The sequence below is a fragment of the Streptomyces yamdrokensis genome (genome assembly GCF_053890455.1).
Genome location: NZ_CM132679.1, coordinates 5,384,428 through 5,398,627, shown reverse-complemented (window position 1 = coordinate 5,398,627; position 14,200 = coordinate 5,384,428). Strand labels below are relative to the sequence as shown.

The following is a 14,200-nucleotide window of genomic DNA, read 5'->3' as shown; positions in this document are numbered from 1 at the left end:
GGCGGGGGTTCAGTCGGCGTACTGACGCAACCCGGGGATGTGCAGGGTCCCGCCGAACTGGCCGGCCTGCTGCACCGTCACATCCGTGAAGTAGATCAGCGGGATGTTGAGCGGCGGCGGGTTCTTTGGGTCGAAGGTGACCGGGATCAGCCCGAGCAGCTTGCCGGAGATGGACTCCGTGTACATCACGGTGTCGCCGTCGCGGATGGTGGACATCGACCCCTTGGCCGCCCGCACGTGGTGGGTCCTGCCGGACTGCTTGTCCTCGACGGTCTGGTGCAGGTCCCCGATGTCGGTGCCGTCGGAGACGACGTACTTCAGGACCTTCTTGATCTTGCCGCTCGCGGTGCGCACCTCGACGATGCCCTGGTAGTCGGCGCCCTTCAGCAGCAGCGAGCTGGCGTTCAGGAACCACGGGTCCTCGGGCAGCAGGATCCTGTTGTCGACCCCGCCCTCGGCGTCGGTGGCGACCGGGCAGTCCTCGGCGTCGGTCGTGGCGCTCTCGGAGGGGCTGGGACTGGGGCTCGGCGAGGCGGTGGCCCCGGGGGTCGCGGTGGCCTCCCCGGCCTCGGCGGCGACGTCCTCCCCCGTCGAGGCCGCCTCGTCCGCCGGGTCGGCCGCTTCCCCTGCGGCGTCCTCCGCGGCGTCGGTGGCCTTCCCGGCCGCCTCCCCGGCGGACTCCTCCGCCGTGTCCGTCCCGCCCTCGGCGGACGCGGAGGCCGAGGGGGCGGGGCTCACGGTCTCCTCGTCGGTCTTCCTGTCCTTCGGGGTCAGGAGGTCGGTGAGGGAGTCGCCGAGCTTCTCCAGAGCGTTGCGCTCGGTCTCCGAGGGGGACGGCCCGGGCTCCTCGGCCCGGTCGCCGGAGGGCCCGGAGCCGGCGGGCGCCGTCCCGTCCTTGTCGTCGGAACCTGAATCCGGCGAAGAGGACGGGTCGTCGTCCGTGCCCTTGTCCGCGTCACCCTTGTCCGCGTCACCCTTGCCCGCGTCCGGGTCCGCGCCGGGATCCTCGGCCGCGTCCCCCTCGGCGGAGGCCGAGGGGCTCGGCTCCGTGGCGGGCTCCACGTCGTCCGGGGAGGCCGTGTCACTCGCCGACGCCGACGGGCCGGGCGAGGAGGACGCGCCGTCCTCGGCGTCCTCCAGGGCCGCCACGCAGGCCTTGTACTCGTCGGCGGTCAGGCTGTTCGAGAGCGGCTGCTGCTCGTCGGCCTGGGCCAGCGTCGGTGTGAACCCCATGCCCATGAGGACCGCGGTCGGCATCGCCGCGAGGGCTATCGCCTTCCCGGCGGGCATGTGGAACCTGGTGAACAGCGGCTTCCTGGGGGCCGCGTGGCGCGGCCCCCTTCTCTCCGGAGCCGGAGCCGGAGCCGGAGCCGCGGCAGCGCTCCGGTCCAGGGTCTCGTCAGCCGACACGGTGCCCCCTGTCGTGGTCCTCGATCCGGGCGCCGTCCGCCTCCCCGGGCCCGCCGGTCCCGCCGCCGGTCCCGTACGGAGGATGCGGCTGCTCCGTCCCGGTGCCCTCGGGAGCGCCCTCGGGGGTGTCCTTCCGTGCGCCGTTCCCAAAGGGCCCGCCGGGGAACCTCCAGCGCCCGCCCGCCTCGGCCTGCGGCTTGTCCGGCACCCAGGAGAGAGCCAGCGCACCGCCGACCAGCGCGAGCAGGAAGCCGACGACGAAGCCGCCTATGTTGGAGACCACCAGGGACACCAGGGCCAGAAGGATCGACGCCACACCGGCGAAGATGCGGGTGGCCTGCTGGAACCACATGGTCAGCCCCAGCGTGATCAGCAGGACACCGATGATCAGGGAGCCCGCGCCGGCGGTCGTCGCCATGGCGAGCGACATGTGGCCCAGCTTCAGCGTGGCGTAGGGGAAGTAGGCGATGGGCACCCCGCCGAGCAGGGTGAACAGGCCCGCCCAGAACGGCCGGTGGCCCCGCCAGTCACGGAATCGCAGACGCAGCCGGGTGAAGGTCCCGGCGCTCTGGACCGGAGTCTCGGCACTCATGGAAAACAGCTCCCTGGTCCGGTGAAGGTACATACCGGCTCGGCCTGGGGGTGGAGAAGCCGGAAAGTCTGAGTCTGTGCAAACACCCGGACACGAGGTACCGGGCTGGGTGTGCGGGGCGGAGAAGCGAGCGCTTCCCCGCCCCCACTCGGCCGCTCAGCCGGCCGAGGACGGCTCCGGAGCGGAGACCGTCAGTAGCACTCCATCTTGGGGTCCGCGCCCAGACGCATCTTCAGACCGCTGAGCTTGAACGTCCCTGCCGTGGTCGCCCACGCCGTCTGCTTGACGCCGTAGAGGTCGGCCTTCTCCGCCTGCTGGGCGAAACCGCCCGGCAGGACGTTCTCGCCTTCCTTCACCGCGGGGCCACGACTCTTGTCGTTGATCGCGACACCGATGTCGATGTTGGTGAAGGTCGCGTCGGCGTCGAGCTGAGCGATGTCGATGTAGAGGTTCTTGGCCTCGACCTTGTTCTTCTCGTTCGGACCCGCCTCCAGACGGAGGTAGACCGTCTTCCCTATGACGGGAATCTCCGTCTTGACGGACTGGCACATCTTGGTGATCTCGGCCGTGTCGAACGACGAGATCGCCACCGGGACCTGCGTCTGCTTGTCACCCTTGGTCGACGTGTAGACGGTGTCGATACCGCCGTACTGGGCGAAACCCCATCCCTCAAGATGCTGAGCCGTCACCTTGAACTGCTGACCGGAGACGCTGAACGACGCCGCGAGGGCACCCTGCGCCAGGCCGACACCCACCGCGGCCGTGGCGACCACGCTGGGCACCATGACCACGGCGAACCGCTTCCATCTGGTCCCGCCACGCACCTGGGACTCCATATTTCCTCCTTCTCGGACGTACATCTCCTGCTCCGACGCACCGCCAGTGGGCGGACGGCCGGGCAGGGATGGGAGAAGTGCTACGTCCTCGGGAAGGGGAGCGCCGCGCTCGGCAGCGCACTAGGCGTCCGAATCACCGGCGATCACCCCCGAGCGACAACCACTGGTCGCGCCTGACACGCATCACGCACAACCTGCTGGACAGGCTTCGCCGAGCGGGCGAAGACCCCCCTGTCCGAGAACCGGCTCCACTGCCACCGGTTCTGCCCGGTGGGGACCCAGGGCGCCCGCGTCCCGACCGGGTGTCGGGATACGGGCAATGGACCGAGCGTCGCCGATCGTGGTGCATTCTCGCCGCCCGCACAAGGGGGTTCATTACTTGCCAGTAACGGCCGGATGGCCGAGGGGCGACACGCCGACACCGGGCGGCGACCCTCGGTGCCCCGGGGAGGGACCGCAAAGCGGTTGATCGACGGATGGAACGCGACAGATCCACGGAGGCGACTTACTCGCAGTAACAGCGGCCGCGATTACCAAGTTTCGGTAAAACGCGGCCGCATCGACCCTCGTCGGCCATTCCTTCACTCGAGCATCACTTCTCCGGAAACCGCCTTCGGGCGGCCGGAAACCAGGTGCACGCCCCGCTCTAGAACAGGGCGCGTGCCAGCGCCCGACGCGCCGCGACGACCCGCGGGTCCTCGGCGCCGACCACCTCGAACAGCTCCAGCAGTCGTACGCGTACGGCATTGCGGTCGTCGCCCGCGGTACGCCCCACCGTGTCGATGAGCCGGCCGAAGGCGTCCTCCACATGGCCGCCCACCAGGTCCAGGTCCGCGGCGGTGATCTGCGCCTCGACGTCCTTGGGCCTGCCTGCGGCGTCCGCGCGCACCTGCTGCGGGTCCAGGCCCTGCACCCGCTGGAGCAGTTCGGCCTGGGCGAGGCCCAACTGGGCCTCCGGGTTGCCCGGGTCGTCGCCGAGCACGTTCTTGTACGCCTGGATCGCGCCGCCCAGGTCACCGGCGTCCAGCGCCCGCACCGCGGCCTCCAGCTGGGCGTCGTACGGACCGACGGGCTCCTCGGCGTCCGAGGCCGCGGGGCTGCCCCCGGGCACGGCGTCGGGGTCGACGGTGAGCCCGGTCAGACCGAACCGCTCCTCGGAGACCTGCACCAGCTGGTCCAGGGTCTGACGGATCTGCGCCTCGTCGGCGGCCCCCTGGAAGAGCGGCAGCGCCTGTCCGGCGACCACCGCGAAGACCGCCGGGATGCCCTGGATCCCGAACTGCTGCATCAGCATCTGGTTGGCGTCGACGTCGATCTTGGCGAGCAGGAAGCGCCCGTTGTACTCGACGGCGAGGCGCTCCAGGACGGGACTCAGCTGCTTGCAGGGCTCGCACCACTCGGCCCAGAAGTCGATGACGACCGGGACCTCGGCCGACCGCTGCAGGATCTCGCTCTCGAAGCCGGCCTCGTCGACGTCGATGACGAGGTCGGCAGGGGAGACGGCGCCCCCGCCACCCTGCCGGACCGCTTCCGCGCGGGTCTGCTCCGCCTTCGTCTTGGCCTCTTGGGCCGCCTTCACCGCGGCGAGGTCGACGACCCCGCTCATGGACATGTTCCGTGGCTGCATGCGCCTATCCTCCCCCGTACCCCGCGTGTCTGTGAAAAGCGCCCGGAAGCCGGTACGTCCGGGCGCCGGCGCCCGGACGTACCGTCGGGCTCCGTACTGTCGGGCGCCGGGTCCCCACCCCACGCCGGTGGTCGTCGCTCGAGCGTGTGGGCCCGACCGGGCGACCACGCTTTCGCTACGGGTCGTAGCGTAATACGACGCGGAGTGCACGGAACAGCACACCCCGGTGATCTCCCTCACGGCCGTACCCGCACGGATCCGCACGGAAACCGCGGTTATGGTCGTGCGATGCACACCCGCACGCCCACCGGCCGCACCGGCCGCCCGCGCAGCGCCGCCGCCGACTCCGCGATCCTGGCCGCCACGCGGGAGGCCCTGGTCGAGCTGGGGTGGTCCGGGCTCACCCTGGGGGATGTGGCGAGCCGCGCGGGGGTCGCCAAGACGACCCTCTACCGGCGCTGGGCGGGCAAGCACGAACTGGTCGTGGACGCGGTCGCCGAACTCTTCGACGAACTCGAGCTCCCCGACCGCGGCAGCCTCGCCGCGGACATCGAGGGCGTGGTGCTCCAGTTCGCGGCCCTGCTGTCCCGCCCGGAGGCCGGAGGCGGACTGATGGCGGTGGTCGCGGAGTCCACCCTCGACGAGGCCCTGCGCGAACGCATCCGCGTCTCGATCGTCGAACGGCAGAAGCGCCTGGTCCACACCGGCCGGGCCCGCGCCCAGGACCGGGGCGAGCTGCCGCCGGAGCCGGACCCGCGGGAGGCGGCCCGCACGGTGGGCCTGATCTTCGACATGGTGGCCGGCACGGTGGTCCACCGCACGCTGGTCAGCGGCCGGCCGGTGGACGAGGAGTGGATCCGCGACTTCACCCGGGTCCTGCTGTCGGGCCTCGTCACTGCCGCCACCGGCCCGTAGCGGGAGGGCCCCGCTGCGGAACGCCCCACGGCCGGACCGGGCCCGTGCGTCATCCCGCCGTACGGCTGGCCCGGCCACCCGCTGCCCTGCCGTCCGGCCGTCCCTGCCGCCGGTCCGGCCGGACGGCCGGGGGCCGGTCAGAAGCCCGCGGGCTCGGTGTACACCCCCCACTCCTCACGCAGCACGTCGCAGATCTCGCCGAGGGTGGCTTCCGCGCGTACGGCGTCCAGCATCGGTTCGATCATGTTGGCGCCGGAGCGGGCCGCGTCGAGCATGCCGGCCAGGGCGCCGCGTACCGCCGCGTCGTCGCGGGCGGCCCTGCGCCCGGTCAGGGTGCGGACCTGTTCGCGTTCCACCTCGTGGCTGACCCGCAGGATCTCCAGGTCGCCGGTGACCGAGCCGGTGTGGACGTTGACGCCGACGACGTTCTTGTCCCCCTTCTCCAAGGACTGCTGGTAGCGGAACGCCGACTCGGCGATCTCGCCGGTGAACCAGCCGTCCTCGATGCCGCGCAGGATGCCGGAGGTGATGGGGCCGATCGGGTGCTGCCCGTCGGGGTGGGCGCGCAGGCCGCGCTCCCTGATCTGCTCGAAGATCTTCTCCGCGTCGGCCTCGATCCGGTCCGTCAGCTGTTCGACGAACCAGGAACCGCCGAGCGGGTCGGCCACGCCTGCGACGCCGGTCTCCTCCATGAGCACCTGCTGGGTGCGCAGGGCGATCTCGGCCGCCTGTTCGCTGGGCAGCGCGAGCGTCTCGTCCAGGGCGTTGGTGTGCAGGGAGTTGGTCCCGCCGAGCACGGCGGCCAGCGCCTCGACGGCGGTGCGCACGACGTTGTTGTACGGCTGCTGGGCGGTCAGCGAGACGCCCGCGGTCTGGGTGTGGAACCGCAGCCACTGCGCCTTCTCGCTCTTCGCGCCGTACACGTCCCGCATCCAGCGGGCCCAGATGCGGCGTGCGGCGCGGAACTTGGCGATCTCCTCGAAGAAGTCGAGGTGCGCGTCGAAGAAGAAGGACAGGCCGGGGGCGAACACGTCCACGTCGAGCCCGCGGCTGAGCCCCAGCTCCACGTACCCGAAGCCGTCCGCCAGCGTGTACGCCAGCTCCTGGGCGGCCGTGGAACCGGCCTCGCGGATGTGGTAGCCGGAGACGGAGAGCGGCTTGTAGGCGGGGATGCCGGCCGCGCAGTACTCCATCAGGTCGCCGATGAGGCGCAGATGCGGCTCGGGCGTGAAGAGCCACTCCTTCTGGGCGATGTACTCCTTGAAGATGTCCGTCTGCAGCGTGCCGTTGAGCACGGCGGGATCCACGCCCTGGCGCTCGGCGGCGACGAGGTACATGCAGAAGACGGGCACGGCCGGCCCGCTGATCGTCATCGAGGTCGTCACGTCCCCGAGTGGGATGTCCTTGAACAGGACCTCCATGTCGGCGGCCGAGTCGATGGCCACCCCGCAGTGCCCGACCTCGCCCAGGGAGCGCGGGTCGTCGGAGTCGCGGCCCATGAGCGTGGGCATGTCGAAGGCGACGGACAGCCCGCCGCCGCCGTTGCTCAGGATCATCCGGTAGCGCTCGTTGGTCTGCTCGGCGTTCCCGAACCCGGCGAACTGCCGGATCGTCCAGGTACGCCCCCGGTAGCCGGTCGGGTACAGGCCGCGGGTGAAGGGGTACTCACCGGGCCAGCCGATCCGCTCGAACCCCTCGTAGGCGTCCCCGGGCCGGGGCCCGTACACCGGCTCCACGGGGTCGCCGGAGAGCGTGGTGAAGTCCGCGTCGCGCTTGCGTGCGGCGTCGTACCGGGCCTGCCAGCGACGGCGGCCCTCCTCGATGGCGTCAGCATCCATACCCTCGAATTTACTAGGACGTCCTAGTAAATGTCGATGGCTGACCGCCGCACGCTGCTCCGTGCGGCGGCATGACCCGGTGAGGACGCGGGGCCGGGAGCCTTCGCGACGCCCGGTCGTGACGCCCGGTGACTACGCCTCGGCGGGCGCGGGCGCGTCGGCGGCGGACGCCGGCTCCAGCTCGCGGGAGATCCGGCGCTCGACGAAGAACGCGGCGGTCGGGACGGTTCCGGCCAGCAGCACCCAGATCTGCTTCTTGACCGGCCACTTCAGCTTGGAGCCGAGGTCGAAGGCGAAGACCAGGTACAGGATGTACAGCCAGCCGTGGGCGATGCTGACGACCTGCGTGAAGTCGGCCGCGCCGTCCATGTCGAGCGCGTACTTGCCGATCATGCCGAAGGTCAGCAGAACAAGCAGAACACCGGTGACATAGGCCATGACCCGGTAGCGGGTCAGCACGCTTCGCTTCATGGCGTCGAGCGTAACGGCCCGTTCCGGCGGATCCCGGACCGGGTCCGGGGTGCCGTCGCTCACTTCTCCTCGAAGTCCCCGGCGGCGAGGCGCAGCGGACGGAGCATCGCGAACAGTTCCGTGCACTCCGCGGCGTCGTAGGCACCGAGGCCGAAGTCCATCGCCATCAGGTCGGCGGTGGCCGCCTCGACGACCTCACGGCCCTTGCCGGTGATGCTCGCGAGGGTGCCGCGGCCGTCGTTGGGGTTGGGGCGCTTGGCGACCAGACCCGACCGCACCAGCCGGTCCACGGTGTTCGTCACGGACGTGGGGTGCACCATGAGCCGCTCGCCGATCTTGGACATCGGCAGCTCGCCGGACTTCGAGAAGGTCAGCAGCACCAGCGCCTCGTACCGCGCGAAGGTGAGCCCGTACGGCTTGACGACCGCGTCGACCTCGGCCAGCAGGATCTGGTGGGCGCGCATGACCGAGGTGATCGCGGCCATGGCCGGCACACTTCCCCAGCGCTGCTTCCAGAGTTCGTCGGCACGGGCGATGGGATCGAACGAGAGACTGAGCGGCTTCGGCACGCAGCAGACCCTACCGGCCGGTCACATGCCGGTCAGCCCCGTCTCGCCCTTCGATCGGGACCTGCGCGACACCTCATCGTTGAGCGTTCGCTCAAAACGACGTACGCTGCCCATCGCAGCTTTTGAGCATTCGCTCAAACATGCTGCTGACAGGGGGTCGGCATGAGGCTGTACATGGAGACGCGCGTCCGCGCGGATTTCGACGAGCTGTGGGCGCGCACCCAGGACCCGGCCGAGCACCAGCGCTGGGACCTGCGCTTCACCGAGATCCGTCGCCTCCCGCACGCCGGGGGCGGCTCCTCGCACTTCCGCTACGCCACGCGCGTGCTGCCCTTCCTCACCATCGCCGGCACCGGCGTCTCGGCCGGTGAGAAGGAACGCCCCGACGGCACCCGCACCTCCGCGCTCCGCTTCTCGTGCCCGCACCCGCTCTCCCCGCTCGCGGACGGCAGCGGCTACTGGCGTTACGTCCCGGACGGGACCGGCGCCGGCGTGCGCTTCCTCACCGGGTACGACTACCGGCCCCGCTGGGGTGCCGCGGGCGCGCTCGCGGACCGGCTGGTGCTGCGGCCCCTGATGGGCTGGGCGACGGCCTGGTCCTTCGACCGGCTCCGGATCTGGCTGGAGCACGGGGTCGCCCCCGAGCGCGCCCGCCGCAACTGGCTGACGGAACTGACGCTCCGGGCGGCGGTGACCACCGTCGCCGGCACCGTCCTCGCCCTGGAGCCGGTCGCCCTGCCCGGCTCCGCGGGAGCCCTCCTGTCCCCGCTGCTCCCCATGGCGGCGATCGCCGCCGCGTTCCTCGTCCCGCCGTCGGCCCGCACCCCGGCCGCCCGCCGCTGTCTGCGCACCCCGCCGGCCCCGGTCCGCCCGCCCCGGCTGCTGCGCACGCTGGAGACCCCGCGATGACCTCGATCTTCCGCACCGTGATGGGCGCCGACTTCGACCGCCTCCACCCCGAGCTGCGACGCCGCTTCTCCGTCGGCCTGGCGAGCGGCGAGGCCTGTACGGGTCACGGGGTGATGGACCGCGTCTGGCACGGCGGCGCCTTCGTGAAGCCGTTCCTGGCGCTCGGCGCGGCCCGGAACATCCTGGTCCCCCGCCAGGGCCGGCACGTCCCCTTCACCATCGAGAACGTGCCGTACACCGACGGTTTCGGCCGTGAGACGGTGAGCTTCGTGCGCACCTTCCAGCTGTCCGGCCGCCCCCGCCGTTTCGACGCCCAGATGGTGCTGGGCCCCCGGGGCGACCGCATCGTCGACTACCTCGGCACCCACCAGCATCTCGCCACCGACCTCCGCTTTCGCGCGGAACCCGATGGTTCCCTGCTGATCCGCTCGGGCGACCACCGCTTCCGGGAAGGGCCGGTGGACGTGCGCGTGCCCGAGCTCGTCGGCGCGACCGCCCAGGTGCGCGAGTCCTACGACGAACGCGCCGGCCGCTTCCGCATCCGGGTCGACGTCACCAACCGCCGCTTCGGACCGCTCTTCGGCTACGCGGGTTCCTTCACCGCCCTCTACCGCGACATCCGGGCGTGCGGGGTGCGCCCCGGCCTGCGGCCGGTCCGTGAGGAGCCGCGCGCGTGAGCCCCGCCGGGAGCACCAGGACGAAGCTGCTGGAGGGCGCCCTGCGCACGCTCGCCGAACAGGGCATCGCCAAGGCCTCGGCCCGGGCGATCGCGGCGACGGCCGGGGTCAACCAGGCGCTGGTCTTCTACCATTTCGGCTCGGTGGACGAACTGCTCTCCGCCGCCTGCCGGCACGGGGCCGAGCAGCGGGTGGCCCGCTACCGCGCCCGCCTCGCGGAGGTCGGCTCCCTCACGGAACTCCTCGCCTTCGGCCGAAAGATGCACGACGAGGAGCGCGCCGCGGGCCAGGTGACCCTGCTCGGGCAGCTGCTGGCCGGTGCACAGACCCACGACAGCCTGAAGGCGGCGACGTCGGCGGGGCTCGACCTGTGGATCGTGGAGATCGAGAAGGTCCTCGAACGGGTGCTGCCCAGGACCCCGTTCGGCGAGTTCACCGACTCGGGCGGGCTCGCCCGCGCGGTGGCGGCGGCCTTCGTGGGCCTCGAGCTGTACGAGGGGGTGGACCCGGCGGGGGCGGGCGCGGCCCTGGACGCCCTGGAGCAGCTCGGGGCCCTCGTCGCCGCCCTGGACGGCCTCGGCCCGGTCGCCCACCGCGCGGTACGCCATCACCTGCGCCGCACGGCGGGGCGCGCGTGAGGTGCGGGGCCCCGTTGACGCCCCGCACCCCTCGCCGTACTACGCGCTCCCGGCCGCGTCCCGGCCCAGGTGCCGCTCGACGGTGTCGACCTTGGAGGTCAGGCCGTCCTCGACCCCGGGGCGGATGTCCGCCTTGAGGACCAGGGAGACCCGCGGGGCGCGTGCCTCGACGGCGGCCACGGCGCGCTTCACGACGTCCATCACCTGGTCCCAGTCGCCCTCGACCGAGGTGAACATGGCGTCGGTGCGGTTCGGCAGTCCGGACTCGCGGACCACCCGCACGGCGTCGGCGACGTACTCCCCCACGTCCTCGCCCACGCCGAGGGGTGTCACGGAGAAGGCGACGATCACGCGCTCACGACCCCTTCCGTGCCTTCCGTACGGGCGCGGGAGGCGATCACCGCGTCCTCGGCCTCGCGCTTGAGCCGGCGCTCGGCGAAGAAGCCGCCGGTGGGCAGGACCGACATCAGGAAGTAGAAGGCGGCGGTCTTCAGCGTCCACTTGGCGCGGTTCCAGGCATCGGCCCAGAAGAGCACGTACACGACGAAGAGGAATCCGTGGATCGCGCCCAGCGCCGGAACGGCGTTGAACTCCGTGGTCCGCTTCAGGACCGAGGCCACGAGCAGCAGCAGGAACGAGATCGCCTCGGGGCCCGATACCAGGCGGAGGCGGCGGAGGGCACTGGCGGTCTTGAGGTCCACGGATCACCTTCGGTGGGAGAGACAGCGGTGTCTACGGGTCGTACCGGGCCCGGCGGCCCGGTGTCCTGTGCCTGACGGTTTGTGAACGCATGCACAAGCGCCCGCCCATTGTGGCAAACACCGTCCGCGATCGATGGAGGGGGGCCGGGTTCGACGCAGGGCGGTCCCTGGGGCCCCCTGGGGGAATCTTCAGGGTGCATGTCCCCCGACAGGACCTGTTCCGGGGGCGGGGCTGCGGTTACCGTCACACACGTGGCGATGTTCCGACTTCAGAGCAGCAAGGTGCTCGCCGTCGAGATGACCGGGGACGCCGTGAAGGCGAAGAACGGCTCGATGGTCGCGTACGACGGCGACATGGCGTTCAGGAAGCTCAGCGGCGGCGGGGACGGCATCCGGGGGATGGTGACCCGGCGGCTGACCGGCGAGCAGATGACGGTGATGGAGGTGAAGGGGCGCGGGGTCTGCTGGTTCGCGGACCGGGCCGCCGAGATCAACCTGGTCGGCCTTCGGGGGGACACGCTCTACGTGGAGTCGAGCAACCTGCTGGCGACCGACGGCGGCCTGCGCACGGGGACGGGTTTCACCGGCCTGCGCGGTGCCTCGCAGGGCAACGGGCTGTTCACGACCACCGTGGAGGGCCACGGGCAGGCGGCGATCATGTCGGACGGCCCCGCGGTGGTGCTCCGGGTCGCCCCGCAGTACCCGCTGACCGTCGACCCCGGCGCGTACGTGGCCCACCAGGGGAGTCTTCGCCAGTCCCTCCAGTCCGGGGTGACGTTCCGCACGCTGCTCGGGGAGGGCGGCGGCGAGGCGTTCCAGATGCGGTTCGAGGGCGACGGACTGGTGTACGTCCAGCCCAGCGAGCGGAACACGATCGCGGGGGACGTCTGACATGCCCTTCCGGGAGATCAACTCGAAGGTCGTCGAGGCGACCGTGGTGCCCGGCCGGCGGCTGTTCAGCCAGCGGGGCGCGATGCTCGCCTACCGGGGCGAGGTCGGCTTCACCCCCAGCACGACGGGCGGCCAGGGCGGGCTCCGCTCGATGATCGGCCGGCGGGTGGCGGGCGAGGACACGCCCCTGATGACCGTCGAGGGCGACGGCACGGTCCTGTTCGGGCACGGCGGCCACCACATCCAGGTGATCGACCTCTCCGGGGACACCCTGTACGTCGAGGCGGACCGCCTGCTGGCGTTCGAGGGCACGCTGGAGCAGGGCACGATGTTCCTGGGGTCGCAGGGCGGGGTGATGGGCATGGTCCGGGGCCAGGTCTCCGGTCAGGGCCTGTTCACCACCACGCTCAAGGGACACGGCTCCGTGGCGGTCATGGCGCACGGGGGCGTGATCGAGATCCCGATCACGCCGCAGCGCCCGATCCACGTCGACCCGCAGGCCTACGTCGCCCATCACGGCGACGTCCGCAACAAGCTGTCCACCGCGCTCGGCTGGCGGGACATGGTGGGGCGGGGTTCCGGCGAGGCATTCCAACTGGAGCTCAGCGGCAGCGGCTCGGTGTTCGTCCAGGCCTCGGAGGAGAAGCTTTGAGTACGTACGGAGCCCCGGGCGCGGGCCCGCAGCCGGGCGTGACGGTCTTCGACCCGACGACGCTGCCGGCCGACGACAACGTCGATCACTACACCTTCTGCGTGGAGCTCGCGGGGAGCCAGTGGTTCCTGCAGAAGGGGAAGATGATCGCCTACTACGGCACGATCGAGTTCAACGGCATCGGGCACGGCCGGCTCGACCGGATTGTCCGTACGTCGTTCCATTCGCCTCTGCACGCGAGTGACTGGGTCGTGGCGGAGGGCTCGGGCAGGATGCTCCTCGCCGACCGGGCGTTCGACGTGAATTCGTACGACCTCGAGGACGGCAACCTGACCATTCGCTCGGGCAATCTGCTCGCTTTTCAGCCAAGTCTGTCGCTGAAGCAGTCGATCGTGCCGGGTTTCCTGACGCTCATCGGAACCGGAAAGTTCGTGGCCGCGTCCAACGGCCCGGTGGTGTTCATGGAACCCCCGCTCCGGGTGGATCCGCAGGCGCTGGTCGGGTGGGCGGACTGCCCCTCCCCGTGCCACCACTACGACCACGGGTACATGACCGGCGTCATGGGTGGTCTACGTGCACTGACGGGCCTCGGCGGGGCCTCCGGCGAGGAGCACCAGTTCGAGTTCGCGGGGGCCGGCACCGTACTGCTGCAGTCGTCCGAGTCGCTGATGCCGGAGCAGGCCACGGGGGTCACCCCGCAGCAGCCGGGAGTGCCCGGCGGCGGGGCGCCCGGAACGCACGGGCAGGGCGCGGGGGCACCGCGCCTTCCCGGACAGCTGGGAGACCTCCAGCGTCGCTTCGGGCTGTGAGCGGTAGTCTGCGGAGTGTGACATCGAACGCGTGCACGCCGTCACCGTCACAGAAAAACCCTCATTAGTTCGCCTTTCAACTTTTTAGGTAGACTTCATTCATGGAGACCGAGACGGCCACGCGCTGGCTGACCAATGCGGAGCAGTGCGCCTGGCGCACCCACCTGGAGGTCAACAGGCTGTTGACGTACCAGCTCGAAAAGGATCTGCAGCCCTTCGGCCTGACAATGAACGACTACGAGATCCTGGTGAACCTCTCCGAGTCGGAGGACCGCCGGATGCGGATGAGCGACCTCGCCGCCGCCACCCTCCAGTCCAAGAGCCGCCTCTCGCACCAGGTCACCCGTATGGAGAACGCGGACCTGGTCCGGCGGGAGAACTGCGAGTCCGACCGGCGCGGTCTCTTCGCCGTCCTCACCGACCTCGGCATGGAGACCATGCAGAAGGTCGCGCCGCATCACGTGGCGTCGGTCCGCCGGCACTTCATCGACCTGCTCTCCCCCGAGACCCTCGGCGAGCTGGACAAAGCCCTGAAACCCATTGCCGAGCACCTGCGCGGAGAGCGCGGGCGTTTCTGACCCGGCCGGCCCGGTGATCCGGTGATCCGGTGACCCGGTGATCCGGCCGGGTGATGTCCCACCCGGCCGGGCCCGGCCCGCTCCGGT

The 14,200-nt window shown here is 71.0% G+C and carries 17 protein-coding genes; 8 read left to right on the top strand and 9 right to left on the bottom strand.

The window, feature by feature from the left end; genetic code table 11:
- Nucleotides 1-9: 9 nt before the first annotated feature.
- From ACWZEH_RS24260 to ACWZEH_RS24245, 4 genes are all read right to left on the bottom strand, one after another.
- On the bottom strand, nucleotides 10-1,290 hold the full coding sequence (locus tag ACWZEH_RS24260; protein ID WP_456193216.1) for a hypothetical protein: 1,281 nt from the start codon (nucleotides 1,288-1,290) through the stop codon (nucleotides 10-12).
- 109 nt (nucleotides 1,291-1,399) lie between these two features.
- Nucleotides 1,400-2,002 carry a DUF6114 domain-containing protein gene (locus ACWZEH_RS24255; protein WP_456193215.1) on the bottom strand — a complete coding sequence of 201 codons (603 nt, stop codon included), beginning with the start codon at nucleotides 2,000-2,002 and terminating at the stop codon, nucleotides 1,400-1,402.
- Between the two features lie 191 nt (nucleotides 2,003-2,193).
- A complete protein-coding gene (locus tag ACWZEH_RS24250; protein WP_456193214.1) occupies nucleotides 2,194-2,838 on the bottom strand; it encodes a DUF6230 family protein in 645 nt (214 codons plus the stop codon).
- A 646-nt stretch (nucleotides 2,839-3,484) separates the two neighbouring features.
- A complete protein-coding gene (locus tag ACWZEH_RS24245; protein WP_456193213.1) occupies nucleotides 3,485-4,465 on the bottom strand; it encodes a tetratricopeptide repeat protein in 981 nt (326 codons plus the stop codon).
- A gap of 288 nt (nucleotides 4,466-4,753) precedes the next feature.
- On the opposite strand from ACWZEH_RS24245, the gene ACWZEH_RS24240 reads away from it, so the two are divergent.
- Nucleotides 4,754-5,380, top strand: coding sequence for a TetR/AcrR family transcriptional regulator (locus tag ACWZEH_RS24240; RefSeq protein WP_456193212.1), 627 nt, complete (start codon nucleotides 4,754-4,756; stop codon nucleotides 5,378-5,380).
- A 137-nt stretch (nucleotides 5,381-5,517) separates the two neighbouring features.
- Here ACWZEH_RS24240 and ACWZEH_RS24235 read toward each other — a convergent pair whose 3' ends face one another.
- The 3 genes from ACWZEH_RS24235 to ACWZEH_RS24225 form a co-directional block, all read right to left on the bottom strand.
- Complete coding sequence (locus tag ACWZEH_RS24235) at nucleotides 5,518-7,218, bottom strand: coenzyme B12-dependent isobutyryl-CoA mutase large subunit (protein ID WP_456193211.1); 1,701 nt, start codon at nucleotides 7,216-7,218, stop codon at nucleotides 5,518-5,520.
- A 132-nt stretch (nucleotides 7,219-7,350) separates the two neighbouring features.
- The gene (locus ACWZEH_RS24230) at nucleotides 7,351-7,689 is read right to left on the bottom strand and encodes a DUF3817 domain-containing protein (RefSeq protein WP_456193210.1); all 339 of its coding nucleotides are present in this window, start codon (nucleotides 7,687-7,689) and stop codon (nucleotides 7,351-7,353) included.
- Nucleotides 7,690-7,748: 59 nt separating this feature from the next.
- Nucleotides 7,749-8,258: a MarR family winged helix-turn-helix transcriptional regulator gene (locus tag ACWZEH_RS24225; RefSeq protein WP_456193209.1), complete on the bottom strand. Its 510-nt coding sequence runs from the start codon at nucleotides 8,256-8,258 to the stop codon at nucleotides 7,749-7,751.
- A gap of 162 nt (nucleotides 8,259-8,420) precedes the next feature.
- Here ACWZEH_RS24225 and ACWZEH_RS24220 point away from each other — a divergent pair, with 162 nt between their 5' ends.
- From ACWZEH_RS24220 to ACWZEH_RS24210, 3 genes are read left to right on the top strand one after another with little or no spacing between them, the layout of a single operon-like run.
- A complete protein-coding gene (locus tag ACWZEH_RS24220) occupies nucleotides 8,421-9,167 on the top strand; it encodes a hypothetical protein (RefSeq protein ID WP_456193208.1) in 747 nt (248 codons plus the stop codon).
- Nucleotides 9,164-9,844, top strand: coding sequence for a DUF4166 domain-containing protein (locus tag ACWZEH_RS24215; protein WP_456193207.1), 681 nt, complete (start codon nucleotides 9,164-9,166; stop codon nucleotides 9,842-9,844). Before ACWZEH_RS24220 ends, ACWZEH_RS24215 begins: the two co-directional genes overlap by 4 nt.
- Nucleotides 9,841-10,482, top strand: coding sequence for a TetR family transcriptional regulator (locus tag ACWZEH_RS24210; protein WP_456193206.1), 642 nt, complete (start codon nucleotides 9,841-9,843; stop codon nucleotides 10,480-10,482). The genes ACWZEH_RS24215 and ACWZEH_RS24210 overlap by 4 nt, the downstream gene beginning before the upstream one ends.
- A 39-nt stretch (nucleotides 10,483-10,521) precedes the next feature.
- On the opposite strand, the gene ACWZEH_RS24205 is transcribed toward ACWZEH_RS24210, so the two are convergent.
- Together ACWZEH_RS24205 and ACWZEH_RS24200 are read right to left on the bottom strand one after the other, a co-directional pair.
- Complete coding sequence (locus ACWZEH_RS24205) at nucleotides 10,522-10,833, bottom strand: MTH1187 family thiamine-binding protein (protein ID WP_456193205.1); 312 nt, start codon at nucleotides 10,831-10,833, stop codon at nucleotides 10,522-10,524.
- A complete protein-coding gene (locus tag ACWZEH_RS24200; protein WP_456193204.1) occupies nucleotides 10,830-11,183 on the bottom strand; it encodes a DUF3817 domain-containing protein in 354 nt (117 codons plus the stop codon). Before ACWZEH_RS24200 ends, ACWZEH_RS24205 begins: the two co-directional genes overlap by 4 nt.
- Before the next feature lie 258 nt (nucleotides 11,184-11,441).
- Here ACWZEH_RS24200 and ACWZEH_RS24195 point away from each other — a divergent pair, with 258 nt between their 5' ends.
- From ACWZEH_RS24195 to ACWZEH_RS24180, 4 genes are all read left to right on the top strand, one after another.
- A complete protein-coding gene (locus ACWZEH_RS24195; RefSeq protein ID WP_456193203.1) occupies nucleotides 11,442-12,074 on the top strand; it encodes an AIM24 family protein in 633 nt (210 codons plus the stop codon).
- A 1-nt stretch (nucleotide 12,075) separates the two neighbouring features.
- Nucleotides 12,076-12,726 (top strand): AIM24 family protein, encoded by a 651-nt coding sequence (locus ACWZEH_RS24190; RefSeq protein ID WP_456193202.1) that lies wholly within the window; start codon nucleotides 12,076-12,078, stop codon nucleotides 12,724-12,726.
- A complete protein-coding gene (locus ACWZEH_RS24185; RefSeq protein WP_456193201.1) occupies nucleotides 12,723-13,535 on the top strand; it encodes an AIM24 family protein in 813 nt (270 codons plus the stop codon). The genes ACWZEH_RS24190 and ACWZEH_RS24185 overlap by 4 nt, the downstream gene beginning before the upstream one ends.
- 101 nt (nucleotides 13,536-13,636) lie before the next feature.
- Nucleotides 13,637-14,113 (top strand): MarR family winged helix-turn-helix transcriptional regulator, encoded by a 477-nt coding sequence (locus ACWZEH_RS24180; protein WP_456193200.1) that lies wholly within the window; start codon nucleotides 13,637-13,639, stop codon nucleotides 14,111-14,113.
- The last annotated feature ends 87 nt before the right edge of the window (nucleotides 14,114-14,200 follow it).